Origin of the sequence: Pseudomonas antarctica, from assembly GCF_900624995.1 — a bacterium.
In the GTDB taxonomy this organism is placed as follows: domain Bacteria; phylum Pseudomonadota; class Gammaproteobacteria; order Pseudomonadales; family Pseudomonadaceae; genus Aquipseudomonas; species Aquipseudomonas antarctica.
This window is the reverse complement of record NZ_UYXQ01000027.1, coordinates 28,922-54,828: the sequence shown is the minus strand read 5'-3', so window position 1 is coordinate 54,828 and position 25,907 is coordinate 28,922. Positions and strand designations below refer to the sequence as shown.

At 57.6% G+C, this 25,907-nt stretch carries 20 protein-coding genes, 2 tRNA genes and 1 pseudogene; 17 read left to right on the top strand and 6 right to left on the bottom strand.

Annotation, left to right across the window (positions count from 1 at the left end; translation table 11 throughout):
* Nucleotides 1-130 (top strand): annotated as a pseudogene (locus tag E0F99_RS16090) (MFS transporter); the annotation flags it as partial.
* Between the two features lie 20 nt (nt 131-150).
* On the opposite strand, the gene E0F99_RS16085 reads toward E0F99_RS16090, so the two are convergent.
* Nucleotides 151-459: a YhbY family RNA-binding protein gene (locus E0F99_RS16085; protein WP_017139256.1), complete on the bottom strand. Its 309-nt coding sequence runs from the start codon at nt 457-459 to the stop codon at nt 151-153.
* A 106-nt stretch (nt 460-565) separates the two neighbouring features.
* Between E0F99_RS16085 and rlmE the strand changes: the two genes are divergently transcribed.
* The 16 genes from rlmE to E0F99_RS16005 all read left to right on the top strand — a co-directional run bounded on the left by rlmE (nt 566) and on the right by E0F99_RS16005 (nt 16,789).
* Nucleotides 566-1,216 (top strand): 23S rRNA (uridine(2552)-2'-O)-methyltransferase RlmE, encoded by a 651-nt coding sequence (rlmE, locus tag E0F99_RS16080; RefSeq protein ID WP_083356718.1) that lies wholly within the window; start codon nt 566-568, stop codon nt 1,214-1,216.
* 200 nt (nt 1,217-1,416) lie between these two features.
* Nucleotides 1,417-3,327, top strand: a complete 1,911-nt coding sequence (ftsH, locus tag E0F99_RS16075; RefSeq protein WP_083356719.1) for an ATP-dependent zinc metalloprotease FtsH — start codon at nt 1,417-1,419, stop codon at nt 3,325-3,327.
* A gap of 8 nt (nt 3,328-3,335) precedes the next feature.
* Nucleotides 3,336-4,187, top strand: coding sequence for a dihydropteroate synthase (gene folP, locus E0F99_RS16070; RefSeq protein WP_083356720.1), 852 nt, complete (start codon nt 3,336-3,338; stop codon nt 4,185-4,187).
* Nucleotides 4,188-4,203: 16 nt separating this feature from the next.
* Nucleotides 4,204-5,541, top strand: coding sequence for a phosphoglucosamine mutase (gene glmM / locus E0F99_RS16065; protein ID WP_083356721.1), 1,338 nt, complete (start codon nt 4,204-4,206; stop codon nt 5,539-5,541).
* Nucleotides 5,542-5,607: 66 nt separating this feature from the next.
* Nucleotides 5,608-6,363: a triose-phosphate isomerase gene (gene tpiA, locus E0F99_RS16060; RefSeq protein WP_083356722.1), complete on the top strand. Its 756-nt coding sequence runs from the start codon at nt 5,608-5,610 to the stop codon at nt 6,361-6,363.
* A gap of 4 nt (nt 6,364-6,367) precedes the next feature.
* Nucleotides 6,368-6,751, top strand: coding sequence for a preprotein translocase subunit SecG (secG, locus tag E0F99_RS16055; protein ID WP_083356723.1), 384 nt, complete (start codon nt 6,368-6,370; stop codon nt 6,749-6,751).
* Nucleotides 6,752-6,773: 22 nt separating this feature from the next.
* A tRNA-Leu gene (locus tag E0F99_RS16050) sits at nt 6,774-6,859 on the top strand.
* Nucleotides 6,860-6,955: 96 nt separating this feature from the next.
* A tRNA-Met gene (locus tag E0F99_RS16045) sits at nt 6,956-7,032 on the top strand.
* Nucleotides 7,033-7,172: 140 nt separating this feature from the next.
* Complete coding sequence (gene rimP / locus E0F99_RS16040) at nt 7,173-7,631, top strand: ribosome maturation factor RimP (RefSeq protein WP_003235029.1); 459 nt, start codon at nt 7,173-7,175, stop codon at nt 7,629-7,631.
* A 47-nt stretch (nt 7,632-7,678) separates the two neighbouring features.
* A complete protein-coding gene (gene nusA, locus E0F99_RS16035; RefSeq protein WP_083356724.1) occupies nt 7,679-9,160 on the top strand; it encodes a transcription termination factor NusA in 1,482 nt (493 codons plus the stop codon).
* A 27-nt stretch (nt 9,161-9,187) separates the two neighbouring features.
* Nucleotides 9,188-11,713: a translation initiation factor IF-2 gene (gene infB / locus E0F99_RS16030; protein ID WP_083356725.1), complete on the top strand. Its 2,526-nt coding sequence runs from the start codon at nt 9,188-9,190 to the stop codon at nt 11,711-11,713.
* 159 nt (nt 11,714-11,872) lie between these two features.
* Complete coding sequence (rbfA, locus tag E0F99_RS16025) at nt 11,873-12,268, top strand: 30S ribosome-binding factor RbfA (RefSeq protein WP_057725021.1); 396 nt, start codon at nt 11,873-11,875, stop codon at nt 12,266-12,268.
* A gap of 3 nt (nt 12,269-12,271) precedes the next feature.
* Nucleotides 12,272-13,189: a tRNA pseudouridine(55) synthase TruB gene (gene truB, locus E0F99_RS16020; RefSeq protein ID WP_083356726.1), complete on the top strand. Its 918-nt coding sequence runs from the start codon at nt 12,272-12,274 to the stop codon at nt 13,187-13,189.
* A 115-nt stretch (nt 13,190-13,304) separates the two neighbouring features.
* Nucleotides 13,305-13,574, top strand: coding sequence for a 30S ribosomal protein S15 (gene rpsO / locus E0F99_RS16015; RefSeq protein WP_003177875.1), 270 nt, complete (start codon nt 13,305-13,307; stop codon nt 13,572-13,574).
* A 194-nt stretch (nt 13,575-13,768) separates the two neighbouring features.
* Entirely contained in the window at nt 13,769-15,874 is a 2,106-nt protein-coding gene (pnp, locus tag E0F99_RS16010) for a polyribonucleotide nucleotidyltransferase (RefSeq protein ID WP_083356727.1), read from the top strand.
* Nucleotides 15,875-16,168: 294 nt separating this feature from the next.
* Nucleotides 16,169-16,789: a BON domain-containing protein gene (locus E0F99_RS16005; protein ID WP_083356728.1), complete on the top strand. Its 621-nt coding sequence runs from the start codon at nt 16,169-16,171 to the stop codon at nt 16,787-16,789.
* Between the two features lie 231 nt (nt 16,790-17,020).
* Here E0F99_RS16005 and E0F99_RS16000 read toward each other — a convergent pair whose 3' ends face one another.
* From E0F99_RS16000 to pgi, 5 genes are all read right to left on the bottom strand, one after another.
* Entirely contained in the window at nt 17,021-19,954 is a 2,934-nt protein-coding gene (locus tag E0F99_RS16000; protein ID WP_083356729.1) for a DUF748 domain-containing protein, read from the bottom strand.
* A gap of 87 nt (nt 19,955-20,041) precedes the next feature.
* The gene (locus tag E0F99_RS15995; RefSeq protein WP_083356730.1) at nt 20,042-21,058 is read right to left on the bottom strand and encodes a class I SAM-dependent rRNA methyltransferase; all 1,017 of its coding nucleotides are present in this window, start codon (nt 21,056-21,058) and stop codon (nt 20,042-20,044) included.
* Between the two features lie 60 nt (nt 21,059-21,118).
* Nucleotides 21,119-21,988, bottom strand: a complete 870-nt coding sequence (locus E0F99_RS15990; RefSeq protein ID WP_083356731.1) for an oxygenase MpaB family protein — start codon at nt 21,986-21,988, stop codon at nt 21,119-21,121.
* Between the two features lie 15 nt (nt 21,989-22,003).
* The gene (gene acs, locus E0F99_RS15985) at nt 22,004-23,941 is read right to left on the bottom strand and encodes an acetate--CoA ligase (RefSeq protein ID WP_083356732.1); all 1,938 of its coding nucleotides are present in this window, start codon (nt 23,939-23,941) and stop codon (nt 22,004-22,006) included.
* A 105-nt stretch (nt 23,942-24,046) separates the two neighbouring features.
* Complete coding sequence (pgi, locus tag E0F99_RS15980) at nt 24,047-25,711, bottom strand: glucose-6-phosphate isomerase (protein ID WP_083356733.1); 1,665 nt, start codon at nt 25,709-25,711, stop codon at nt 24,047-24,049.
* Nucleotides 25,712-25,907 lie beyond the last annotated feature (196 nt).

Here is a 25,907-nt window from a genome sequence, read left to right as displayed (position 1 = left end):
GCGTGTGTGGCTTCCGCAAGCGTTGCGCTGGCAGCTATTCAGCTATCTTGTGCTAGGGTTCTGCGGCCTGGTGCTGGTTTTGCAACCGGCGCCGGGATGGAGTGGCGGGGCGCGCGAAGCGCGCCCGTGACCCTTGTTGTCATTTGAAAGCTACTTGAAGCGGTGTACGTTCGACAGTTGCTTGTTGACGCTGAAGTTCTTGCGATACAGCAGCGCCATCTTGCCGATGACCTGAACCAGGTCCGCTTTGCCGACCTTGCACAGTTCTGCGATGGCGGCCAAGCGCGCTTCGCGGTCAAGGATGTTGACCTTGATCTTGATCAGTTCGTGATCGCCCAATGCGCGTTCAAGTTCGGCTAACACACCTTCAGTCAAACCGTTGTCTGCCACAATCAGAACTGGTTTCAGATGGTGGCCAATGGATTTGTACTGTTTCTTCTGCTCTTGAGTGAGCGGCATAATCTGACCCCTGCGTCTGATCTTGTAAAAAGCGGCGGCCAGTTTACCCGAGCGAGTCCGGGACCGCCCAGTTAATCACGACCCGTTTTATTTTTCGAGGTGGCCCGTGGCCCGTTCCAAAACTAGCCTTAAGTGGCTGCAAGAGCATTTCAACGATCCTTACGTCAAAAAGGCGCAAAAGGACGGGTACCGTTCGCGGGCCAGCTACAAGCTGCTGGAGATCCAGGATAAGGACAAATTGATCCGTCCAGGCATGAGCGTTATTGACCTGGGCGCGGCCCCTGGTGGTTGGTCCCAAGTGACCAGTCGTCTGATTGGTGGGCAAGGCCGCTTGATCGCTTCCGACATCTTGGAAATGGATAGCATCCCGGATGTGACCTTTGTTCACGGCGACTTTACCCAGGACGCTGTGCTCGCTGAAATCCTGGAAGCTGTGGGAAATTCGCAGGTAGACCTTGTGATTTCTGACATGGCCCCCAATATGAGTGGATTACCGGCCGTCGATATGCCGCGCGCAATGTTTCTGTGTGAGCTGGCGCTTGATTTGGCGGGTCGGGTGTTGCGCCCTGGTGGTGATTTTCTGGTGAAAGTCTTCCAGGGTGAAGGCTTCGACGAGTACCACAAGAACATCCGCAAATTATTCGACAAGGTGCAAACGCGCAAGCCTGACTCTTCCCGGGACAGGTCCCGAGAGCAATACCTGCTGTGCCGCGGCTTTCGCGGTGTGGAAGGTGCGGAGAGTGAAGAGCGTTTTTGAGGAATTCGAAGAGGGCGATAGGTTTTTTTATATCGCTTTCGTCACGAAGCTTTACGAATATTGTGTAGTCAAAGTTTCACAAAGGGTTACAGACGGCGCCTGCCAGAGTTGTAGGTAATGTAGTAAGTTAGGCCGGTGAATATCATGCGAAGCGCGCGCCAGTAGCGGAGCTTGCTTCAGAGGGTAGTTAATTGAACGATATGGCAAAGAATCTGATCCTGTGGTTGATCATCGCGGCTGTCCTGGTGACGGTGATGAACAACTTCTCCAGCCCTAACGAGCCGCAGACCCTCAACTATTCCGACTTCATCCAGCAAGTTAAGGATGGCAAGGTCGAGCGCGTAGCGGTTGATGGTTACGTAATCACCGGTAAGCGCAACGATGGCGACAGCTTCAAGACCATTCGTCCGGCCATCCAGGACAACGGTCTGATCGGCGACTTGGTGGATAACCACGTGGTTGTTGAAGGCAAACAGCCTGAGCAGCAGAGCATCTGGACTCAACTCCTGGTGGCCAGCTTCCCGATCCTGGTAATTATCGCCGTGTTCATGTTCTTCATGCGCCAGATGCAAGGTGGTGCGGGAGGCAAGGGCGGGCCGATGAGTTTCGGCAAGAGCAAGGCGCGCCTACTCTCTGAAGATCAGGTGAAGACCACCCTGGCTGACGTCGCAGGTTGCGACGAAGCCAAGGAAGAAGTGGGCGAACTGGTTGAATTCCTGCGTGATCCGGGCAAGTTCCAGCGCCTGGGTGGCCGTATTCCTCGCGGCGTGCTGATGGTTGGTCCTCCGGGTACCGGTAAAACCTTGCTGGCCAAGGCCATTGCCGGCGAAGCCAAAGTACCTTTCTTCACCATTTCCGGTTCTGACTTCGTCGAAATGTTCGTCGGTGTCGGTGCCAGCCGCGTTCGCGATATGTTCGAACAGGCCAAGAAGCACGCGCCATGCATCATCTTTATCGACGAAATCGACGCCGTTGGTCGCCATCGTGGTGCCGGCATGGGCGGCGGTCATGATGAGCGTGAACAGACCCTCAACCAGTTGCTGGTAGAGATGGACGGTTTCGAAATGAATGACGGCATCATCGTCATTGCCGCCACCAACCGTCCGGACGTATTGGACCCGGCGCTGCTGCGTCCAGGTCGTTTCGACCGCCAGGTTGTGGTTGGCCTGCCGGACATCCGTGGTCGCGAACAGATTTTGAAAGTGCACATGCGCAAAGTGCCAATGGGCGAAGACGTGGCTCCGGCCGTAATTGCTCGTGGTACTCCAGGCTTCTCCGGTGCCGACCTGGCCAACTTGGTGAACGAGGCCTCGTTGTTCGCGGCTCGTACCGGCAAGCGCATCGTTGAAATGAAAGAGTTCGAGCTGGCGAAAGACAAGATCATGATGGGCGCTGAGCGCAAATCGATGGTCATGTCCGAGAAAGAGAAGCAGAACACCGCTTATCACGAAGCTGGTCATGCCATTGTGGGTCGCGTTGTGCCTGAGCATGACCCAGTCTACAAAGTGTCGATCATTCCTCGTGGTCGGGCGTTGGGTGTCACTATGTTCCTGCCGGAAGAGGACCGTTACAGCCTCTCCAAGCGTGCACTGATCAGCCAGATCTGCTCGCTGTACGGTGGTCGAATTGCCGAGGAGATGACCCTGGGCTTTGACGGTGTGACCACCGGCGCCTCCAACGACATCATGCGTGCCAGCCAGATTGCGCGGAACATGGTGACCAAGTGGGGCTTGTCGGAAAAACTTGGCCCGTTGATGTACGCCGAGGAAGAGGGCGAAGTGTTCCTGGGTCGTGGCGGTGGCGGTCAAGCGGCCAGCTTCTCGGGTGAGACGGCCAAGCTGATCGACTCCGAGGTGCGCAGCATCATTGACCAGTGCTACGGCACGGCCAAGCAGATCTTGACCGACAACCGCGACAAGCTGGATGCCATGGCTGATGCGCTGATGAAGTACGAGACCATTGATGCCGACCAGATCGACGACATCATGGCGGGTCGTACACCTCGTGAGCCTCGCGATTGGGAGGGCGGTTCAGGTACTTCTGGCACTCCACCAGTGGTTCAGAACGAACGCCCTGAAACCCCGATCGGCGGCCCGGCAGCTGACCACTAAGGTTTGAAATGACTTCTGCGTCGTCCTCCACCCGGTTGCCTTGCGGCAACCGGGTTCTTGATTTGGCCCATACACACGTCATGGGCATTCTTAATGTAACCCCCGACTCCTTTTCCGACGGTGGCCGTTTCAGCCAGTTGGATGCCGCATTGCGCCATGCCGAAGCGATGGTGGCCGCTGGCGCGACGTTGATTGATGTCGGTGGCGAGTCGACTCGTCCTGGCGCTCGTGTTGTTTCTCCTTTGGAGGAGCTGGAGCGTGTGGCGCCGATTGTCGAGCGTATCGCCCGTGAGTTGGATGTGATCATCTCGGTTGATACATCGACACCAGCGGTTATGCGTGAGACGGCGCGTCTGGGGGCGGGGCTGATCAATGATGTGCGCTCCCTGCAGCGCGACGGCGCCCTGGATGCCGCGGCGGCAACCGGTCTGCCAGTGTGCCTTATGCATATGCTGGGAGAGCCCGGCAACATGCAAGACAGCCCACACTATGACGACCTCGTTGGCGAAGTGAGCGGGTTCCTTGCAGAAAGGATCGCTCAGTGCGCCACTGCGGGGATCGCCGCCGACAAGATCATCCTTGATCCCGGGTTTGGTTTTGCCAAGACCCTTCAGCACAATTTAAGCCTGTTCAAACATATGCAAGCCTTGCATGTCCTGGGTCGGCCCTTATTGGTCGGCGTTTCGCGCAAGAGCATGATAGGGCTGGCCTTGAACCGTCCCGTAGGCGAGCGGCTGTACGGTGGGTTGGCGCTGGCAGCGCTTGCCGTGACCAAAGGTGCGCGTATTTTGCGCGTGCATGACGTCGCCGAGACGGTCGATGTGGTGCGTATGCTTGCTGCTGTAGAATCAGCCGAATAAGAATGATGGAGCACTTATGACTAAAAAATATTTTGGCACCGACGGTATTCGTGGTCGGGTCGGCGAATTCCCGATTACTCCTGATTTCATGCTCAAGCTGGGTTGGGCGGCAGGCATGGCGTTCCGCAGCATGGGCGCGTGCCGCATCCTGGTGGGCAAAGACACCCGAATTTCGGGGTATATGTTTGAATCGGCGCTGGAGGCGGGTTTGTCTGCCGCCGGTGCTGATGTAATGCTGCTGGGCCCTATGCCGACACCGGCGATCGCCTACCTGACGCGTACCTTTCACGCTGAAGCCGGTATCGTGATCAGTGCCTCGCACAATCCCCATGATGACAATGGCATCAAGTTCTTTTCGGGCCAGGGCACCAAGCTGCCGGACGAGATTGAGCTGATGATTGAAGAGCTGTTGGATGCGCCGATGACGGTGGTCGAGTCCAGCAAGCTGGGCAAGGTCTCGCGCATCAATGACGCCTCTGGCCGTTATATCGAGTTCTGCAAAAGCAGCGTGCCGTCCAGCACCAATTTTGCCGGGCTGAAGATCGTTGTCGATTGCGCACACGGTGCAACCTACAAAGTCGCCCCGAGTGTATTCAAGGAGCTCGGCGCCGACGTGACAGTGCTGTCGGCCCAGCCTAATGGTTTGAATATCAACGATAACTGCGGCTCTACCCACATGGAGCAGCTGCAGGCGTCCGTTCTGGCTGAGCATGCTGACTTGGGTATCGCCTTTGATGGCGACGGTGACCGCGTGTTGATGGTGGATCATACCGGTACCGTAGTTGATGGCGATGACCTGCTGTTTATCATTGCCCGCGACCTGCATGAGCGTAACAAGCTGCAAGGTGGCGTTGTCGGTACACTGATGAGCAATCTAGGGCTTGAGCTGGCCTTGGCGGAGCTGGGGATCCCATTTGTTCGCGCCAATGTCGGTGACCGCTATGTAATCGCCGAGCTGCTGGAGCGTAACTGGCTGGTGGGCGGTGAGAACTCCGGGCATGTTGTCTGCTTCCAGCACACCACCACGGGCGATGCCATTATTGCTGCGCTGCAAGTGTTGCTGTCCTTGCGTCGTCGCGAAGAGAGTCTCGCTCAGGCGCGTCAGGCGTTGCGCAAGTGCCCGCAAGTTCTGCTCAATGTGCGTTTCGCCGGTGGTGAAAACCCGATCGAGCACCCTGCTGTCAAAGACGCCTGCGAGCGCGTGACCCAGGCAATGGCGGGGCGTGGGCGCGTGTTGCTGCGCAAGTCCGGCACAGAGCCTTTGGTGCGTGTCATGGTCGAAGGTGAAGACGAAGCACAGGTTCGCGGCCATGCCGAGGACCTGGCAAAACTGGTAACTGAAATTTGCGCCTGAATTCGGCTTGCCAGTGATGATGTGGTTGGGTAACATCTGCGCCCACTTTGACCGACGAGGTACAGCATGCGTCGCACTATGGTAGCTGGTAACTGGAAGATGCACGGTACCCGCGCCAGTGTCGCTGAGCTGATAAACGGCCTTCGTCACTTGGCCTTGCCTAGCGGTGTTGATGTCGCGGTTTTTCCGCCTTGCTTGCATATCAACCAGGTGGTTGATGGCTTGAAAGGTAAGTCGATTCAGGTCGGCGCGCAGAATTCTGCGGTGGAGCCCATGCAAGGTGCGTTGACCGGTGAGATTTCGCCGAGTCAGCTGGTAGATGCGGGTTGTTCCTATGTGCTTGTCGGGCACTCCGAGCGCCGTCAGATGATGGGCGAACGTGATGGGACACTCAATCGCAAGTTCGCAGCAGCACAGGCTTGTGGCCTGATTCCGGTGTTGTGCATAGGGGAGACCCTTGAGCAGCGTGAGTCGGGCAAGACTCTTGAGGTTGTCTCGCGTCAGCTGGGCAGCATCATTGAGGAGTTGGGTGTTGGTGCATTTGCAAAGGCAGTAATTGCTTACGAGCCGGTCTGGGCCATTGGCACCGGGCTGACTGCTACACCGCAACAGGCGCAGGATGTGCACGCAGCCATCCGCGCGCAGTTGGCGGCAGAGAATTCTGAAATCGCACAAGGTGTGCGGCTTCTATACGGCGGCAGCGTGAAGGCGGCCAATGCGGTCGAACTGTTCGGCATGCCGGATATCGATGGGGGGCTCATTGGTGGAGCTTCCCTGAATGCAGATGAGTTCGGTGCGATCTGTCGCGCCGCGGGAAACTGAAAAAATGCTGGAAACAGTCGTAGTCGTTTTTCATCTGTTGGCTGCCTTGGGCGTAATTGCCCTGGTTTTGTTGCAACAGGGTAAAGGTGCGGATGCTGGTGCGTCTTTCGGTGCAGGTGCTTCAAATACTGTGTTCGGAAGCCAAGGTTCCTCTACCTTTCTTAGTAAGTTTACTGCTATACTTGCCGCCGGTTTCTTCATAACCAGCTTGGGGTTAGGTTACTATGCTAAAGAGAAAGCTCATGTGCTGACTCAAGTAGGCCTCCCAAACCCAGCAGTGTTGGAAGTACCAAAAGCAAAACCGGCTTCTGATGATGTCCCGGTGCTTCAAGAGCAAAAGTCGGCTACTCCAGCGACTGACGTACCTCCAGCTCAAGAGCAGAAGTAAGAAGGGTTGTAAACGCTGTATTGCCGAGGTGGTGGAATTGGTAGACACGCAACCTTGAGGTGGTTGTGCCCATAGGGTGTAGGGGTTCGAGTCCCCTTCTCGGTACCAATTATCAGGAGAGCCCGCTGTTGCGGGCTTTCTTGTAGGTGGAAGGTTACATTGACCCTGTAAGGGATCGGTCGTATACTTCCGCCCCAGCTTTGTCGCGGGGTGGAGCAGTCTGGTAGCTCGTCGGGCTCATAACCCGAAGGTCGTCGGTTCAAATCCGGCCCCCGCAACCAGTTTTAGCGGAGCCCCTTTTAAGGGGCTTTTTGTTAGCTGGACACTTTCAACGCCGCTGTTCGACGGCGTTTCAAGGATGGGCGTTTCGCCCATTTTTTTATTTTGCACAGCATGCACATACATGCACGAGGGGGTTCAGGTGTCGAGCAAGCTAGAAGAGTTGCAGGCCTTGTTGGCCCCGGTGGTCGTGGCCCTAGGCTATGAATGCTGGGGTATTGAGTTTTCGGCTCAAGGTCGCCACTCAATGTTGCGCGTTTATATTGATAAAGAGGGCGGCGTGCTGGTGGACGATTGTGCCATTGTCAGCCGTCAGATCAGCGGTGTGCTGGATGTTGAAGATCCGATCTCTGTTGAATACACCCTCGAAGTTTCCTCGCCTGGCATGGAACGCCCACTGTTCACTATTGATCAGTTTGCAAAATTTGCCGGTGAACAAGTGAAGATCAAGCTGCGCTCTCCCTTTGAGGGGCGACGCAACTTTCAGGGCCTTCTGCGCGGTGTAGAAGAACAGGATGTCGTGGTGCAGGTAGAAGACCATGAATTCCTGTTGCCGATCGATATGATCGACAAGGCCAACATTATTCCCAGTTTTGACTGAGACGCGGATCCCGCGGATCCAATGGCTTGCGAAAGGCGAGGCGTACGATGAGCAAAGAAGTACTGCTGGTTGTTGAGTCGGTATCCAATGAAAAGGGCGTACCGGCAAACGTGATTTTTGAGGCGCTGGAGCTGGCCCTGGCCACTGCTACCAAAAAGCGTTTTGAAGACGAAGTTGATCTGCGTGTGGAAATCAACCGCCACACCGGTGCCTATGAGACTTTCCGTCGCTGGACAGTCGTCGAAGAAGCCGATCTTGATGATCCGGCCATCGAAACCTGGCCAAGCAAGGTTGCGCAAACGCACCCTGGCGCCAATGTCGGTGATGTCGTCGAAGAAAAGATCGAATCGATCGAATTCGGCCGTATTGCTGCACAGACTGCCAAGCAGGTCATCGTGCAGAAGGTTCGCGAAGCCGAGCGCGCTCAGGTCGTTGACGCTTATCGCGAGCGCTTGGGTGAAATCATCTCCGGCACCGTGAAAAAAGTTACCCGCGACAACGTGATCGTCGACTTGGGCAACAACGCTGAAGCGTTGCTGGCTCGCGAAGACATCATCTCTCGCGAAACTTTCCGTGTCGGCGTGCGTTTGCGTGCGCTGCTCAAGGAAATCCGCACCGAGAACCGCGGCCCTCAGTTGATCCTGTCGCGTACCGCGCCGGAAATGCTGATTGAGCTGTTCCGTATCGAAGTGCCGGAAATCGCCGAAGGCCTGATCGAAGTCATGGCAGCGTCCCGCGACCCGGGTTCGCGCGCCAAGATCGCGGTCCGTTCCAAGGACAAACGCATCGACCCGCAGGGCGCTTGCATTGGTATGCGTGGTTCGCGCGTCCAGGCAGTGTCGGGCGAATTGGGCGGTGAGCGTGTGGACATCGTCCTGTGGGACGATAACCCGGCGCAGTTCGTGATCAACGCCATGTCGCCGGCTGAAGTGGCGGCAATTATCGTCGACGAAGATGCCCATGCAATGGACATCGCCGTTGGCGCAGACAATCTGGCTCAGGCCATTGGTCGTGGTGGTCAGAACGTGCGTCTGGCCAGCCAACTGACCGGTTGGACCCTGAACGTGATGACCGAATCGGACATCCAGGCTAAGCAGCAAGCTGAAACCGGTGACATCCTGCGCAACTTCATCGACGAGTTGGAAGTCGACGAAGACCTGGCACAGGTGCTGGTAGATGAAGGCTTCACCAGCCTGGAAGAGATTGCCTACGTACCGTTGGAAGAAATGCTCAACATCGACGGCTTTGACGAAGACACCGTCAACGAGCTTCGCGCTCGCGCCAAGGATCGTTTGTTGACTAAAGCCATCGCTACTGAGGAAAAGCTGGCAGACGCCCATCCGGCCGAAGACCTGCTCTCGCTTGAGGGTATGGACAAGGATTTGGCGATGGAACTGGCGGTGCGCGGCGTAATTACCCGCGAAGACCTGGCCGAGCAGTCTATTGACGATCTGCTCGACATCGACGGCATTGACGATGATCGTGCCGGCAAGTTGATCATGGCCGCCCGAGCCCATTGGTTCGAGTAACTAGGCGCGGCCTGAGGAGAGAAGTGCATGACGCAAGTCACGGTGAAACAACTGGCCGATGAGGTCAAAACACCGGTAGAGCGCCTGTTGCAGCAGATGCGTGAGGCAGGTCTGCCGCACACCGCCGCCGACGAAGGTGTGAGCGACAGTGAGAAGCAGTCTTTGCTGACTCACTTGAAGAGCAGCCACAAGGCGAAAGTGGAAGAACCGCGCAAGATTACATTGCAGCGCAAAACCACCAGCACCCTGCGTGTTGCTGGTAGCAAGAGCATTAGCGTTGAAGTACGCAAGAAGAAAGTCTTCGTACAGCGCAGCCCGGAAGAAATCGAAGCCGAGCGCAAACGCGAACTGGAAGAACGTCGCGCAGTAGAAAATGCTGCTCGTCAGAAGGCTGAAGAAGAATCCAAGCGTCGCGCCGAAGAAGAAGCGCGTCGCCAGCCTGCTGCTGCGCAACCTGCTGGTACTGAAGCGGTCGCCGCGCCTAGCGCACCTGTTGAAGCTGTGCGTGAGGCCGCTCCGGTTGCCGCCGCACCTGCTCCTGCAGCAGACGCTCGCAAGCGCGACGAGCCTCGGCGTCCGGACAAGCCACGTGCCGACGATAACAATCGTCGCGGTGGTGGTGGCGATGGCGAGCGTAAAAACGCTCCACACCGTGCCTCGGTCAAAGAGAAAGCGCCTGCTCCACGCGTTGCCCCACGTACTACTGACGAAGAAAGCGATAGCTTCCGTCGTGGTGGTCGCGGCAAGGCCAAGCTGAAAAAACGCAATGCCCACGGTTTCCAGAGCCCAACCGGCCCTGTCGTGCGTGATGTGCAGATCGGCGAGACCATTTCTGTTGGCGACCTCGCCAATCAGATGTCGGTGAAGGCTGCTGAAATCATCAAGTTCATGTTCAAACTGGGTACCCCAGCGACCATCAACCAGGTACTTGATCAGGAAACTGCTCAGCTTGTGGCTGAAGAGTTGGGCCATAAAGTGACCCTGGTGAGCGACACTGCCTTGGAAGATTCCCTGGCCGAGTCCCTGAAGTTTGAAGGTGAAACCTTCTCCCGTGCGCCAGTTGTGACCGTAATGGGCCACGTTGACCATGGTAAGACTTCCCTGCTCGACTACATCCGTCGTGCCAAGGTAGCTGCTGGCGAAGCCGGCGGTATCACCCAGCACATCGGTGCGTACCACGTTGAAACCGAACGCGGCATGGTCACCTTCCTCGACACCCCAGGTCACGCCGCGTTTACCGCAATGCGTGCCCGTGGTGCCAAGGCGACTGACATCGTGATCCTGGTAGTTGCAGCGGACGACGGCGTGATGCCGCAGACCATTGAAGCTGTCCAGCACGCTAAGGCCGCTGGTGTTCCACTGGTTGTTGCGGTGAACAAAATCGACAAGCCGGGCGCTGATCTCGATCGCATCCGTAGCGAGCTGTCGGTTCACGGCGTGACTTCCGAAGAGTGGGGCGGTGATACGCCGTTCGTTTCGGTTTCGGCGAAAGTCGGTACCGGTGTAGACGAACTGCTCGAAGCGGTTCTGCTGCAAGCTGAAGTACTCGAACTGAAAGCAACGCCATCGGCTCCTGGTCGCGGTGTTGTGGTTGAATCGCGTCTCGACAAAGGTCGTGGCCCGGTTGCAACGGTTCTGGTTCAAGACGGTACCCTGCGCCAAGGCGACATGGTGCTGGTCGGTTCGAACTATGGCCGTGTACGTGCCATGCTTGATGAGAACGGCAAGCCAATCAAAGAAGCCGGTCCTTCCATCCCTGTCGAGATTCTCGGCCTGGACGGTACCCCGGACGCTGGCGACGAGATGAGCGTGGTTGCCGACGAGAAGAAAGCCCGTGAAGTGGCTCTGTTCCGTCAAGGCAAGTTCCGCGAAGTCAAACTGGCCCGTGCTCACGCCGGCAAGCTGGAAAACATCTTCGAAAACATGGGTCAGGCAGAGAAGAAGACGCTCAACATCGTCCTCAAATCTGATGTCCGTGGTTCCCTCGAAGCGTTGAACGGCGCCTTGAATGGCCTGGGTAACGACGAAGTGCAAGTGCGTGTTGTCGGTGGCGGTGTCGGTGGTATCACCGAGTCCGACGCCAACCTGGCACTGGCTTCCAACGCTGTACTGTTCGGTTTCAACGTGCGTGCCGATGCTGGCGCTCGTAAGATCGTCGAGCAGGAAGGCTTGGACATGCGTTACTACAACGTCATCTACGACATCATCGAAGACGTCAAGAAAGCCCTTACCGGCATGCTTGGCAGTGACGTCCGGGAGAACATCCTGGGTGTTGCCGAGGTGCGTGATGTGTTCCGTTCGCCGAAGTTCGGCGCGATCGCCGGTTGCATGGTTATCGAAGGTGTTGTGCACCGTAACCGTCCAATCCGTGTACTGCGTGAAGACATCGTTATCTTCGAAGGCGAGCTGGAATCCCTGCGCCGCTTCAAGGATGACGCTTCTGAAGTACGTGCTGGCATGGAATGCGGTATCGGCGTCAAGAGCTACAACGACGTCAAGGCTGGCGACAAGATCGAAGTCTACGAGAAGGTTCAGGTTGCTCGCAGCCTCTAACTCGCGCACTTCCGGAGCCACGCAGCGTGTGGGCACACAAATGCCCCGCGTAGCGTACGGACTCTAAACGCAACGCCCGGTCTGGCTTTTGTCAGGCCGGGCGTTTGCCGCTTTCAGACCCCACGGGTTTCACCGTGTGGCAGTAACAGGTAACAAGACATGGCAAAAGAATACAGCCGTACCCAGCGTATCGGCGATCAGATGCAGCGCGAGCTGGCCCAACTGATCCGTCGCGAAGTCAAAGATCCCCGTGTTGGCCTGGTCACCATCACCGCCGTTGAAGTGAGCCGCGACGTTGGTCACGCGAAGATCTTCATCACCGTGATGGGGCAGGACAGCAGCGAAGAAATCGCGCAAAGCATCAAGGTGCTGAATGCGGCCGCAGGTTTCCTGCGTATGCAATTGGCCCGTGAAATGAAGCTGCGCAGCGTGCCTCAGTTGCACTTCCACTACGACGAAAGCGTCGTGCGTGGAGCGCACCTGTCGGCGCTGATCGAGCGCGCCGTGGCTGAAGACAGCCAGCACCCGTCCACACCTGAAGACGCCAAGGAGTAAGCGGTGGCTCAGGTCAAACGTATCCGTCGCAACGTCAGCGGCATCATTCTGCTCGACAAGCCCATTGGTTTTACCTCCAATGCCGCGTTGCAGAAAGTCCGCTGGCTGCTCAATGCCGAGAAGGCCGGGCATACCGGCAGTCTCGACCCGTTGGCCACCGGCGTGCTGCCGCTGTGCTTTGGTGAGGCGACCAAGTTCTCGCAATACCTGCTCGATTCCGACAAGGGTTACGAAACCCTGATGCAGCTTGGCAAGACCACCACCACGGCCGATGCCGAAGGTGATGTTTTGCAGGTTCGGGACGTGACCGTTGGTCGTGCTGATATTGAAGCTGCTTTACCCGGTTTTCGTGGGCAAATCAGTCAGATACCGCCGATGTACTCGGCGCTCAAACGTGATGGCCAGCCTCTATACAAGCTGGCACGTGCGGGTGAAGTAGTGGAGCGCGAACCGCGTTCTGTTACTATTGCGCGCTTGGAATTGCTCGCCTGTGAAGGCGACACTGCCCGGCTGGCCGTGGACTGCAGCAAAGGCACCTATATCCGTACCCTGGTGGAAGATATTGGTGAAAAGCTCGGTTGCGGCGCGTACGTTGCTGAGTTGCGACGCACTCAGGCCGGGCCTTTCTGCCTGGCCCAGACGGTTACGCTGGAAGAGTTGGAAGCGGTACATGCCGAAGGCGGCAATGAAGCAGTTGATCGCTTCCTGATGCCATCGGACAGCGGTTTGCTCGATTGGCCATTGCTGCACTTTTCGGAGCACAGCGCGTTCTACTGGCTCAATGGCCAGCCGGTACGTGCCCCGGACGCTCCGAAGTTCGGTATGGTGCGGGTACAGGATCATAACGGTCGCTTTATCGGTATCGGTGAAGTGAGCGAAGACGGGCGCATCGCGCCGCGTCGACTGATTCGGTCAGAATGACCGGACGAGTGTGGCTGTTAACAGGCACGGTCAACACTCATTTTTAGATACAGGGATTTGTCCCTGGCCTGTTGAAACTGCCCTTTGGGTGGTTTCCTGAAAAAAGGATTGCCTCATGGCTCTCGACGTTCAAGAAAAAGCACAAATCGTAGCTGACTATCAGCAAGCTGTTGGTGACACTGGTTCGCCAGAAGTGCAAGTTGCACTGCTGACCCACAACATCAACAAGCTGCAAGGTCACTTCAAGGCCAACGGTAAAGATCACCACTCCCGTCGTGGTCTGATCCGCATGGTAAACCAGCGCCGTAAGCTGCTGGACTACCTGAAAGGCAAGGATCTGGGTCGTTATCAGACTCTGATCGGTCGCCTGGGTCTGCGTCGCTAATCAGCGATTGCGCTAGAGGTTGGTTGTCTGCCGTGTGTCAGTGGGGTTCCCGCTGGCCCATGGCAGGCTCCCAGCCTCAAGTTTTATCTGGATACACGTTTTACCCTGGACCAGGCTCGGGCCGATTCCCGACATTGCCCAAGAATTTCGCAAGAAGACAAGTTCCCCAAGAGCCACAAAGAAGGTAGGACACCGTGAACCCGGTTATCAAAAAATTCCAGTTCGGTCAGTCGACCGTTACCCTCGAGACAGGCCGTATCGCCCGTCAAGCCTCCGGCGCAGTGCTGGTTACCGTTGATGACGACGTCACCGTATTGGTGACCGTTGTTGGCGCCAAGACCGCTGACCCAAGCAAAGGCTTCTTCCCTCTTTCCGTTCACTACCAGGAAAAGACTTACGCTGCCGGTAAGATCCCTGGCGGTTTCTTCAAGCGTGAAGGCCGTCCTTCCGAAAAAGAAACCCTGACTTCCCGACTGATCGACCGTCCGATCCGTCCGCTGTTCCCAGAAGGCTTCATGAACGAAGTGCAGGTTGTCTGCACCGTCGTTTCTACGAGCAAGAAAACCGATCCGGACATCGCTGCGATGATCGGTACCTCGGCTGCCCTGGCCATCTCCGGTATTCCTTTCGATGGTCCAATCGGCGCCGCCCGTGTTGCTTTCCACGAAAGCACCGGCTACCTGCTGAACCCGACTTACGAACAACAGAAAGCGTCGAGCCTGGACATGGTCGTTGCCGGTACTTCGGAAGCCGTGTTGATGGTTGAATCGGAAGCCAAAGAGCTGACCGAAGACCAGATGCTGGGTGCGGTACTGTTTGCTCACGATGAGTTCCAGGTTGTGATCAACGCTGTTAAAGAACTGGCTGCTGAAGCTGCCAAGCCAACCTGGACCTGGGCCCCACAGCCTGAAGCCACTGCTCTGCTGGGCGCTATCCGTGCCGAGTTCGGCGACGCGATCTCCCAGGCTTACACCATCACCATCAAGGCCGATCGTTACGCTCGCCTGGGTGAGCTGAAAGACCAGGTTGTTGCCAAGCTGTCCGGTGAAGAAGGCCAGCCTTCTTCCAGCGAAGTCAAAGCAGCTTTCGGCGAAATCGAATACCGCACCGTTCGCGAAAACATCGTAAACGGCAAGCCACGTATCGACGGCCGCGACACCAAAACTGTACGCCCTCTGAACATCGAAGTCGGTGTTCTGCCTAAGACCCACGGTTCGGCTCTGTTCACCCGTGGCGAAACCCAGGCCCTGGTTGTTGCAACACTGGGCACCGCCCGTGACGCACAGCTGCTGGACACCCTGGAAGGCGAGAAAAAAGACCCGTTCATGCTGCACTACAACTTCCCTCCGTTCTCGGTAGGTGAGTGTGGTCGCATGGGTGGCGCTGGCCGTCGCGAAATCGGTCACGGCCGTCTGGCTCGTCGTTCGATTGCAGCCATGCTGCCTGCTGCTGACGTGTTCCCGTACACCATCCGTGTTGTGTCGGAAATCACCGAGTCCAACGGTTCCAGCTCCATGGCTTCCGTTTGCGGTGCTTCCCTGGCGCTGATGGACGCTGGTGTGCCGATGAAGGCGCCGGTTGCCGGTATCGCCATGGGCCTGGTTAAAGAAGGCGAGAAGTTTGCCATCCTGACCGACATCCTGGGTGACGAAGACCACCTGGGCGACATGGACTTCAAAGTAGCCGGTACCGCTAAAGGTGTTACCGCGCTGCAGATGGACATCAAGATCAAAGGCATCACCGAAGAGATCATGGAAATCGCTCTGGGCCAAGCCCTGGAAGCGCGCCTGAACATCCTCGGTCAGATGAATCAGATCATTGGTCAGTCCCGTACTGAACTGTCGGAAAATGCTCCGACCATGATCGCGATGAAAATCGACACCGACAAAATCCGTGATGTCATCGGTAAAGGCGGCGCGACCATTCGTGCAATCTGCGAAGAGACCAAGGCTTCGATCGATATCGAAGACGACGGCTCGATCAAGATCTTCGGCGAAACCAAAGAAGCAGCAGAAGCGGCGCGTCAGCGCGTTCTGGGTATCACTGCTGAAGCAGAGATCGGCAAGATCTACGTCGGTAAAGTTGAGCGCATCGTCGACTTCGGCGCATTCGTCAACATCCTGCCGGGCAAAGACGGTCTGGTTCACATCTCCATGCTGAGCGATGCTCGCGTTGAGAAAGTGACCGACATTCTGAAAGAAGGCCAGGAAGTGGAAGTGCTGGTACTGGACGTGGATAACCGCGGCCGTATCAAGCTGTCCATCAAGGACGTAGCAGCAGCCAAGGCTTCGGGCGTTTAATCACCCGCACGCTTCACGCTGAAAAAGGACTCTTCGGAGTCCTTTTTTTATGGCGATGGGAAAATGCCGGTAAATCAGTCGCTTAGTAAATATCAAAAGCCGCAACTTGCACGCAGATACGATCGACTTCATGCAACTTGCACGATTCCGGGAATTGCGTTTTTTTATAAGTTGTTGTTTTATAAAGAAAATATTCGATAGAAGAACTTGGCACACTGTCTGCAATAACCCTGTTAACGCTGCAGCATCAAGGTTCACACACTGCAGACTTTCAATAAAACAGGAGTTACTCGTATGAAGAAGTTCGCTCTCGCTACTGCTACCGCTCTGACCCTGGCCATGGGTGCTAACGTGGCCTTTGCTCAGACTTCCCAAGCTCCAATGACGCTGGCCGCTGGCGAAATGACCAAGGCTAAAGAGTCCACTTCGGATACTTGGATCACCACCAAAGTCAAAGCTGACCTGCTGACAGAAAAAGGCATTCCTGGTTCGGACATCAAGGTTGAAACCAACAAAGGTGTGGTTTCCCTGTCTTCGACAGTCGCTATCTCTGACTCGCAGAAAGCCACTGCCGTAGCGATCACCAAGAAAATCAAAGGTGTGACCGCCGTTTCCGCTGACGGCCTGATGGCTGGCGGTGCCACTAAGGCAGATAACGTCGACAAAACCAAAAGCGCCGCTGCTGACGCCAAAGAGACCACGTCCGACACCTGGATTACCACCAAAGTGAAAGCTGACCTGGTAACCGAGAAAGGCATTCCTGGTACCGACATCAAAGTCGAAACTAACAAGGGCGTAGTTTCCCTGTCTTCGACTGCAGCCGTTACCGAAGCACAGAAAACCACCGCGGTGAATATCACCAAGAAAATCAAAGGCGTTAAAGCTGTATCGGCCGATGGCCTGAAAGCAGAGTAATGCCTCACCTTTCGTCTGAACTGAATGGCGGCGGCTTAGGGTGAGTTAGATATCCACCCAACGCACCTCTGGAGTTCATGCGATCGACCACACGGATGTGGTCATTACAGGCCCCGGCACTTGTGTCGGGGCCTGTTCTATTGGGGGTTGGACTACATTTGCAGGGCAGATGAAGGTCAAAAAATGTGAGAGCGGACTTGCTCCCACATTTAGATTGAAGTTGCTTGCCGGTTACTCCGCATCCAGATGCATCGGTGTCACCACTCGACCATCTTTCTGCGCCTGACCCAGGTTGGCATCAATGAAGTACACCCTGTCATCTTCCAGTTGGCCCTTATCCACCAAGTAGTCCTTGATGGCACTGGCACGATCTTGCCCCAGTTGGCGCAGCAAGACGTCACTGGCGCCCCAAAACTTGATCAAACCATCGCGCAATTTGGCGCTGCGGTCATCGCTGCTCAAGTCTTTCCATTCGGCCGGTGGTTGTTGTTTCAGGCGCGTGCGGTAGATGCCCTCAAGCAACGGTGCCTTTTCCTTCTCTGGGACGACCAGCAAGGAAGCCTGGGCCGGAACCTTGTCGCCCCGGCGCTGGAGTATTTTGTAGTAGTTGTATTGGTATTCACGTTCCAGGCGCTCTGCGGCCAGGAACGGCCCGTCACTGCTGGCAGCCGCCGTGCCTTCGATTTCCAGGCGCAGGGTAGGGCGCTCTTTCAGCGCTTTGGCCAAGGTGTTCAGGGCGCCTTCGGCATCTTTGTTCAATTCACTTGAGCCTGCGGCGAACGATACATTGCCCAGGTCTTCCGAGCCTCCGCCAGTCACCAGCCCACCGATGAACTTGAACGGCGCGGTCGCCGCGCGCACGACCAGATTACGCAGTGTCTGCCACACGATTGGCATCACACTGAATTGCGGGTTATTAAGGTCGCCTGTCACCGGCAGCTCGATGGAGATCTTGCCGTCGGAGTCTTTGAGCAGGGCGATTGCCAGGCGAATCGGCAAATCCACGGCATCGGCGCTGTCGACTTTCTCACCCAGTTGCAGTTGTTCAACCACCACTTTGTTTTCAGCCTTCAACTGGCCTTTGGTGATTACATAGTGCAGGTCGAGGTTAAGGCGGCCCTTGCGGATGCGGAAACCGGCGAACTTGCCGGAGTACGGCGTCAATGTGGTCAGCTCGACGCGTTTGAAACTGGTGGCGATATCCAGCGCCGCCATCGGATCAAAGGGGTTCACGCTGCCTTTAATGGTCACTGGCGCATAGCGATCCACCTTGCCCTTGATGTCAACGCTGGCCGGTTTGGCCTGGCGACTGTCAATGGTGCCGATCTGCCCATTGAGCTGTTGAATGGCCGTGGCGAAGTTCGGTGTTAGGCTGAAATCGGCGAAGTTAGCCGAGCCGTCGTTGATCGCGATCTGGCCGATATGAATGCCCAGGGGCTTGTCTTTGCTGGCCGCTGGTTTGGCCGCTGACTTGGCGCCGCTATTGGCTGGCTGTGGGATCAGCAAGTCGTCGATGTTGGTGGTGCGGTCATCATTGATCATGAAGCGCGCGTACGGCTGCAGCAGGTTGACCTTGTCGATCGACAAGCTGTCGCCGTGTTGATAATTCACGCCTTCGAGCACCAAGCGTTGCCATTTGAGGAAGTCACGAGTCTTGAGCGTGTCCAAGGTGTGCAATTGATCAACCTGAGCGCGGCCGGTGATCTGCAGCGCCAATGGCTCAGTGCTTTTCAGGTTCACATCCAAGTTACTGCCGAGCATGCCGCTGCGCAGTTCCAGGCGAATAAATGGGCTGATATAGGACTGTGCGACCCGTAGGTCAATGTCCTGGGTATTCACTTTGAGTTTGGCACTGACCGGGTTGAGGTTGACCTGGCCGCTTGCCTGGATCTTACCCTGCTTGCCCAGGCCGGTGTCGACCTTCAGGGTAAAGGGGCTTTGGTTGAGGCTGTCGAAGTTCTGCACGTCGACATTCAGCGGGCCCAGCTCCAGCGCTACAGCAGGTTTTGCCTGGCGGTCGGCCAAGTGCACCTGATAGTTACGCAGTTGCACATCCTTGAGCAGCACCTGCCAAGGTTTGCTTGGCGCTGCCGGTGCGGCTTTTGGGGAGTCGGCGGTGGCTGGCGCAGTAGCAGGTTCCGGCGCCTTGGTCGGTTTGCTCGGTTGGCTGGCGAACAGTTTCTGCCAGTCCAGCTGCCCATCGGCCTCGCGGGCGGCCCAGGTTTCCAGCTTGTTGCTGCGAATCTTGCCGACCACTACCTGCTGCTTGGCCAGGTCCACCGTGGTTTCGCTGACGTCCAGGCGTTCCAGGCGCACCAATGGGCGGCCGTCCGGTGCCTTGATTGCAAACGGCGCGATGCTGGCGGCGGTGTTGGTCAGGTTCAGTTCGGTTTCTTTGGCCAGGCTGAATTTGTAGTCGGTGCTGAAATTCAGCACACCGTCTTCAAGCACTAACGGCACGGCGTCCCGCACATACGGCCACCAGGCTTTCATCTTGCCGTCGGTGACTTTCAGCGTGCCCTCGGAGGTAATCGGTACCAGGCTGAAATGGCCTTTCCAGTCGATCTGCCCACCTTGAGGGCCGGCGGCCACCAGCGTCATGTTGGCATTGTCTTCTGGCAGCGTGCTGAGGTTTTTCAACTCGAAGTCGAGTTTGTCGTAGAGGAATTCGATGGGTTCGCTGGGGCGCAAATCTTGAAAATGCACGTAACCGCCAGCCAGCTTGATGCTGTCGATGCGCAACGGGAACGGCTTGGCATTGGGGTCAGTCGGAGTGGGCTCACTTGGCGGCAGTTTGAATAACTGCGCCAGGTTCAGTTGGCCGGATTTATCGAACAGTAGCTCGGTCTTGGGCTGGTCCAACTGTACATCGGCCAGGTGCAGGGCGCGGGTCCATAGGCTGTCGATCTGCAGGTTGGCGTAGAGACGCTCGAAACCTACTTGTTCTTTGCCCGGTTCGCCAATCTTCAAGCCCCATGCCGTCACTTCCAGGCTGAACGGGTTGAGCTCGATTCGCTCGATGCGTGCCGGCACCGTGGCGTAATTGGCCAACTGTTGGTTGGCAATGCGAAGGGCGATGCCCGGCAGAATCAGAAAGCCCAGCAAGCTGTACAGAGCCAGGGCGGTCAACAAGGCGCCAGCGGCGCGGATCAATCCTTTGGGCATGAGTGACGCCATCTATATCGAACAAGAGTGCCTTGGAGTATGGCACGGGATTTCGGTTCCGAAGTACCGGGCTGCTTGGGAAAAGTACTACAGCTGCAGGATCAGGGTTTTCAACGGCGGCTGCTGGTCCTGGGAAGGGAAGTCGGCTCCCGGCGCCATAATTTGCCAGTCGCGTACCGGGCGGCCGGCTTTTTCGGCGCAACGCAGCACCTGTTCGCGCCAGTCATCCATGCTGACTTTCGCCAAGTTGTTGCAGCAGATCAGCACACCATTGTCGGCGGTAGCGAGCAGTGCAGGCTTGAGCAGGCTCTGGTAGTCGCGCAGCAGGTCGACGGTGCCAAACGCGCTCTTGGCCCAGGCCGGCGGGTCGAGCAGCACCAGATCATATTGGCGTTGCTCGAGGCGCGGATAGCTCGGCAGCTTTTGGCCGCGGCGCTGGGTGATCGGCAAGCCCGCCAGTTGGCGAATCGCGGGGAAGTAGTCGGACTGCACGAAATCCATGGTCGGTAATAGCGGGTTGAGCAGACCGTTTTCGCGGCCTACTGCAAGGTTGCCCTCGGCGAAGTCCAGGTTGCACACCTCACGTGCGCCACCGGCTGCCGCGCTCAGGCCTACGCCACAGGTGTAGGCAAACAGGTTGAGCACACGCTTGCCGGCGCTGTGTTCCCTGACCCAGCCACGGGTGTTGCGCAGGTCGAGAAACAGCAGCGGGTCCTGCCCGGCATGGCGCCCGCGCACGCGGTAATTGAGGCCCCATTCGTGGCCGACCAAGTCTTCCAGTGCCGCCGGTTCGGCGCGGTACACCGTGTCTTCACGGTCGATCCGTGAGTTGCCACGCGAGCGGTCGTTGTACACCAGCAGCAATTCCAGGCCTATGAACTGGTTGATCTGTTGGTGCAACTCCAGCAGCTCTGCTGTTTCCAGCGGCTGGTGGAAGCTTTGCACCAGCAGTTGCGGGCCATAACGGTCGATGGTCAGGCCGCCGGCGCCTTCCTGGCTGCCGTGGAACAGCCGGTAGCAGTCGGTGCTGTGGGCATGCAGCTCGTTGATCAAATCTTGGCGATGATCGAGTGCGGCGCGCAGCGCCTGATTCAAGGGAGTCATGGAGCGCGCCTTGCTTGCGAGTCAATATGGGCGCGGAGTTTAACAGTTATGGCGCGCCGGCTACATCAACCCCATCCGCCGATGGGCGCGCTGCACCGAACCATTGCGCATCGCCCAGCGTAGCAATGGCGCGCTGCGCTTGACCCCGGCGCGGATCATCTGGCGCTGCAGCGGGCTTTGGTGTTGTTCGAGCATGGCGCTTGCCCAATCCGGCAGCAGGTCTATGCCGGCCTGCATCATCAAGCTGCCAAAAGGTTTGGCCAAGGTGCTGGGCGCGGGCGCATTGACCAGCAGGCGCAGCACCTCGCGGCTACGCTCGTCACACAGCAGTTGCGGACGAATGCGCGCCAGGTAATCCGAAACTTCCTGCCGTGAACGCGGAACATGCCGAGCGCCCAAGCGCTCGGCGACCAAGGCGATTTCACTGTAATAACGGTCTTGGTCCCGACCCGAGAGGCTCGGGTTGCGATAGCGCAGGTGGGCCGCCAGGAAGTTGCTGACTTCCGCCACATGCACCCACGTCAGCAACTCCGGATCGCTGGCCGCATAAGGCCGCCCGTCCGGGGCATGCCCCGTCACTTGCAGGTGGATGGTGCGCACTTTTTCGATCAGCCATTCGGCGTCTTTGCGCGAACCGAAGGTGGTACCGGAAATAAATTGCGAGGTGCGCCGCAAGCGCCCGAGCATGTCCTGGCGAAAATTGGAGTGGTCCCACACGCCGGCCAGGGCCAGCGGGTGCAAGGCTTGCAGCATCAAGGCGCTGATGCCGCCAATGAGCATGCTGCTGAAGTCGCCATGCACTTGCCAACTGACCGAGTCCGGCCCGAACAGGCCTGGATCGCCCTTCGGGTTTTCCAGGTCCAACTGACCCAGTGACAAGCCGGTAAGGCTCATCAACTGGGTTTCGATACGGCTGCGGATAAATTCCATCGTGACTCGGTGTTCCTATCGGTTCAGGCGTTTGTCGATCAGGCCGTCGACGACGCTGGGGTCGGCCAGGGTTGAGGTATCACCCAGGCTGTCCAGTTCGTTGCAGGCAATTTTGCGCAAAATCCGCCGCATGATCTTACCGGAGCGGGTTTTCGGCAGGGCCGGGGCCCATTGGATCAGTTCCGGCTTGGCAAAGCTGCCGATTTCCTTGCTGACCAGCTCGAGCAGGTGCTTTTTTAATGCATCGCTGGGCTCGACGCCATTCATTGGCGTGACGAAGGCATAAATCCCCTGGCCTTTGACATCGTGGGGGTAACCCACCACTGCGGCCTCGGCCACTTGGTCATGCAGCACCAGGGCGCTTTCTACTTCGGCGGTACCAATACGGTGGCCGGACACGTTGATCACGTCATCGATGCGCCCGGTAATCCAGTAGTCGCCGTCTTCATCGCGTCGTGCGCCGTCGCCGGTGAAGTAATAGCCGGGGTAGGGTTTAAAATAGGTGTCGATCATGCGTTGCGGGTCGCCGTAGACGCTACGAATCTGCCCGGGCCAGCTGGCTTTGATCGCCAGTACGCCACTGCCGGCGCCGCTGATTTCCTTGCCTTGCTCATCCAGCAGCACGGGTTGTACGCCAAACATCGGTTGGGTCGCGCAACCGGGCTTGATCCGCTGGGCGCTGACCAATGGGCTGAGCATGATGCCGCCGGTTTCGGTCTGCCACCAGGTATCGACAATCGGGCAGCGTTGTTCGCCCACGGCGTTGAAGTACCAGTCCCAGGCTTCCGGGTTGATCGGCTCGCCGACGCTGCCCAACAGGCGCAAGCTGGCGCGGGAGGTATTTTCCAATGGCCCGTGGCCCTCACGCATTAAGGCGCGTAGCGCAGTGGGCGCGGTGTAGAAGATATTCACCTGATGTTTGTCGATCACCTGCCAGAAGCGCGAGCTGTCCGGGTAGCTCGGTACGCCTTCGAACATCAGCGAGGTGGCGCCATTGGCCAGCGGGCCATACACGATGTAGCTGTGCCCGGTAACCCAACCGACGTCGGCGGTGCACCAGAACACTTCGCCGTCGCGGTAATCGAGCACGTATTTGAAGGTCATCGCCGCTTGTAATAGATAGCCGCCGGTGGTGTGCAACACGCCTTTGGGTTTGCCGGTGCTGCCCGAGGTGTAGAGGATGAACAGCGGGTCTTCGGCGTCCATCGGCTCGGGCGGGCAGTCGTCGCTGGCGGTGTCCAGGGCTTGCTGGTACTTGAGGTCGCGGTCTTTGACCCAAATAAGGTCGGCCCCCGTGCGTTGCACCACCAGCACCGTGCTGACGTCCGGGCAACTGGCCAGGGCCTTGTCGACATTCTTTTTCAACGCCACCGGCTTGCCGCCGCGCATGCCTTCATCCGCGGTGATCACGGTGCGGCAGTCAGCGTCGAGAATGCGGTCGCGCAGGGCGTCTGGTGAGAACCCACCAAACACCACCGAATGCACCGCGCCTATCCGCGTGCAGGCCAGCATTGCGTAGGCCGCTTCCGGGATCATCGGCATGTAAATGCACACCCGGTCGCCTTTCTTCACGCCACGGCTTTTCAGCACATTGGCTAGGCGGCTGACGTTTTGGTGCAGTTGGCGGTAGGAGATTTTGGAAGATTTTGCAGGATCATCGCCTTCCCAGATGAAGGCCGGCTGATCGGCGCGTTGCGCCAGGTGACGGTCAATGCAGTTGTAACTGACGTTGAGTTGGCCGCCGGCAAACCATTGGGCGGCGCCAGTCTTGATGTCTGACTGTTGGACGGTGTGCCAGGGTGTTATCCAGTCGAGAAAGCCCTTGGCCTGTTCGGCCCAGAAGGTGTCAGGTTGCTCAATGGATTGGCGATAGAGGCGCTGGTAGTCGGCTTGACTGAGCTGCGCGGCAAGACGGACGGCATCGGCGGCGGGAAACGTGCTGATATCGAACATGAGCGGTCCTTATTCTTGTTTTCGGGACAAGGCATAAAGATGCACGCTGTAGGGAGAGGGTTCAAGGCCAACGTCCAAACGGACGTTGGCCTTAGTGTATCGGCTTCAGCCGCGGTGACGACCGCGGAAGTAGTTGATCAGGCCTTGGGTCGACGCGTCGTCAGCCAGGGTTTCTTCGGCGCCGGTCAGGCGGTTGTAAACGCCCTTGCCCAGTTCCTTGCCCAGCTCCACGCCCCATTGGTCAAAGGCGTTGATGCCCCAGATCACGCTTTGCACGAACACTTTGTGCTCATACATGGCCACCAGCGCGCCGAGGCGACGTGGGCTGATGCGCTCCACCACAAGGGTGTTGCTCGGACGGTTACCCGGGATCACCTTGTGCGGTGCCAGCTTCTGTACTTCGGCTTCCGGCATGCCCTTCTCGCGCAGTTCGGCTTCGGCTTCGCTGCGGGTTTTGCCGAGCATCAGGGCCTGGCTTTGGGAAAGGCAGTTGGCGTACAGCCATTGGTGGTGGTCGGAGACCGGATTGAAGCTGACGATTGGCACGATGAAGTCGGCCGGGATCAGTTGAGTCCCTTGGTGCAGCAACTGGTGGTAGGCGTGCTGACCGTTGCAACCTACACCGCCCCAGATAACCGGGCCGGTATCGGTGGAAACCGGTGTGCCGTCCTGGCGCACGCTCTTGCCGTTGGATTCCATGTCCAGCTGTTGCAAGTGTTTGGTGATGTTACGCAGGTAGTGGTCGTACGGCAGGATCGCATGGCTCTGCGCGCCCCAGAAGTTGCCGTACCACACGCCCAACAGGCCCAGTAGTACGGGCATGTTCTGTTCGAACGGGGCGTTCTGGAAATGCTGGTCCATGGTGTAGGCACCGGACAGCAGTTCCTTGAAATTGGACATGCCGATGGCCAGGGCGATTGGCAAGCCGATGGCCGACCACAGCGAGTAACGGCCGCCGACCCAGTCCCACATCGGGAAGATGTTTTCTTCGCGGATACCGAAGGCCACGGCCGCCGCGTTGTTGCTCGAGACTGCGATAAAGTGGCGGTACAGCTCGGCTTCCGAGCCACCCTGTGCCAGGTACCAGGCGCGGGCGGCCTGGGCGTTTTTCAGGGTTTCCAGGGTGTTGAAGGATTTCGACGAGACGATGAATAACGTGGTCTCCGCACGCAGCTTCATGGTCAGTTCATGGAACTCGCTGCCGTCGATGTTCGCCAGGTAGTGGCAGCGCACGCCTTTATGGGCGTAGGACAACAGTGCCTCAGAGACCAGCTCTGGGCCGAGGAACGAACCACCGATGCCGATGTTCACCACGTCAGTGATCGGCTTCTCGGTGTAGCCACGCCACAGGCCATCGTGGATCCGCCCCACGAGGTCGGTGATCTGGTTCAGCACTTTGTGCACGTCCGGCATGATGTTCACGCCGTTGACCGATAACTTGTCACCCACAGGGCGGCGCAAGGCGGTGTGCAGGGCTGGGCGGCCTTCGGAGGAGTTGACCGGTTCGCCAGCGTAGAGCGCGTCGATCGCGGCTTTAAGGTCGACTTCCTTGGCCAGCGCCACCAGCAGGTCGCGGGTTTCGGTGGTGATCAGGTTTTTCGAGTAATCGAGGAAAAGCCCGCAACTGCTCAAGGTGAACTCGGAAAAGCGCTGGGGATCGGCATTGAACGCGTCGCGCATGCTGAAATCCTGCATGGCTTGGCGATGTTTGTTGAGCGCTTGCCAAGCGGGCAGAGCGGTAACGTCATGAGGAGTGCGGTAATACGCCATCGCTGCGGGTTTCCTTTTTATTACGGGGGGCTTGCCTTTAGGACACTTCTAAATCCGGAACGTCCAGTCTTTGATCAAGCGTTGGGTTCCGGTCAGCGCCAACACTGGCGCAGGGCGTTTACATTAAACCTAGCGTGTCGATATGTCTTGGCTTTGTCTGCGCTGTGGCCGGTACTTTTTTATACCGGCACAGCGG

What these genes read in the sequence shown, in the direction of transcription:
- E0F99_RS16085 (WP_017139256.1), bottom strand. Translation starts at nt 459, where the DNA reads ATGCCGCTCACTCAAGAGCAGAAGAAACAGTACAAATCCATTGGCCAC.
- ftsH (WP_083356719.1), top strand. Translation starts at nt 1,417, where the DNA reads ATGGCAAAGAATCTGATCCTGTGGTTGATCATCGCGGCTGTCCTGGTG.
- folP (WP_083356720.1), top strand. Translation starts at nt 3,336, where the DNA reads ATGACTTCTGCGTCGTCCTCCACCCGGTTGCCTTGCGGCAACCGGGTT.
- glmM (WP_083356721.1), top strand. Translation starts at nt 4,204, where the DNA reads ATGACTAAAAAATATTTTGGCACCGACGGTATTCGTGGTCGGGTCGGC.
- tpiA (WP_083356722.1), top strand. Translation starts at nt 5,608, where the DNA reads ATGCGTCGCACTATGGTAGCTGGTAACTGGAAGATGCACGGTACCCGC.
- secG (WP_083356723.1), top strand. Translation starts at nt 6,368, where the DNA reads ATGCTGGAAACAGTCGTAGTCGTTTTTCATCTGTTGGCTGCCTTGGGC.
- nusA (WP_083356724.1), top strand. Translation starts at nt 7,679, where the DNA reads ATGAGCAAAGAAGTACTGCTGGTTGTTGAGTCGGTATCCAATGAAAAG.
- infB (WP_083356725.1), top strand. Translation starts at nt 9,188, where the DNA reads ATGACGCAAGTCACGGTGAAACAACTGGCCGATGAGGTCAAAACACCG.
- rbfA (WP_057725021.1), top strand. Translation starts at nt 11,873, where the DNA reads ATGGCAAAAGAATACAGCCGTACCCAGCGTATCGGCGATCAGATGCAG.
- rpsO (WP_003177875.1), top strand. Translation starts at nt 13,305, where the DNA reads ATGGCTCTCGACGTTCAAGAAAAAGCACAAATCGTAGCTGACTATCAG.
- E0F99_RS16005 (WP_083356728.1), top strand. Translation starts at nt 16,169, where the DNA reads ATGAAGAAGTTCGCTCTCGCTACTGCTACCGCTCTGACCCTGGCCATG.
- E0F99_RS16000 (WP_083356729.1), bottom strand. Translation starts at nt 19,954, where the DNA reads ATGCCCAAAGGATTGATCCGCGCCGCTGGCGCCTTGTTGACCGCCCTG.
- E0F99_RS15995 (WP_083356730.1), bottom strand. Translation starts at nt 21,058, where the DNA reads ATGACTCCCTTGAATCAGGCGCTGCGCGCCGCACTCGATCATCGCCAA.
- E0F99_RS15990 (WP_083356731.1), bottom strand. Translation starts at nt 21,988, where the DNA reads ATGGAATTTATCCGCAGCCGTATCGAAACCCAGTTGATGAGCCTTACC.
- acs (WP_083356732.1), bottom strand. Translation starts at nt 23,941, where the DNA reads ATGTTCGATATCAGCACGTTTCCCGCCGCCGATGCCGTCCGTCTTGCC.
- pgi (WP_083356733.1), bottom strand. Translation starts at nt 25,711, where the DNA reads ATGGCGTATTACCGCACTCCTCATGACGTTACCGCTCTGCCCGCTTGG.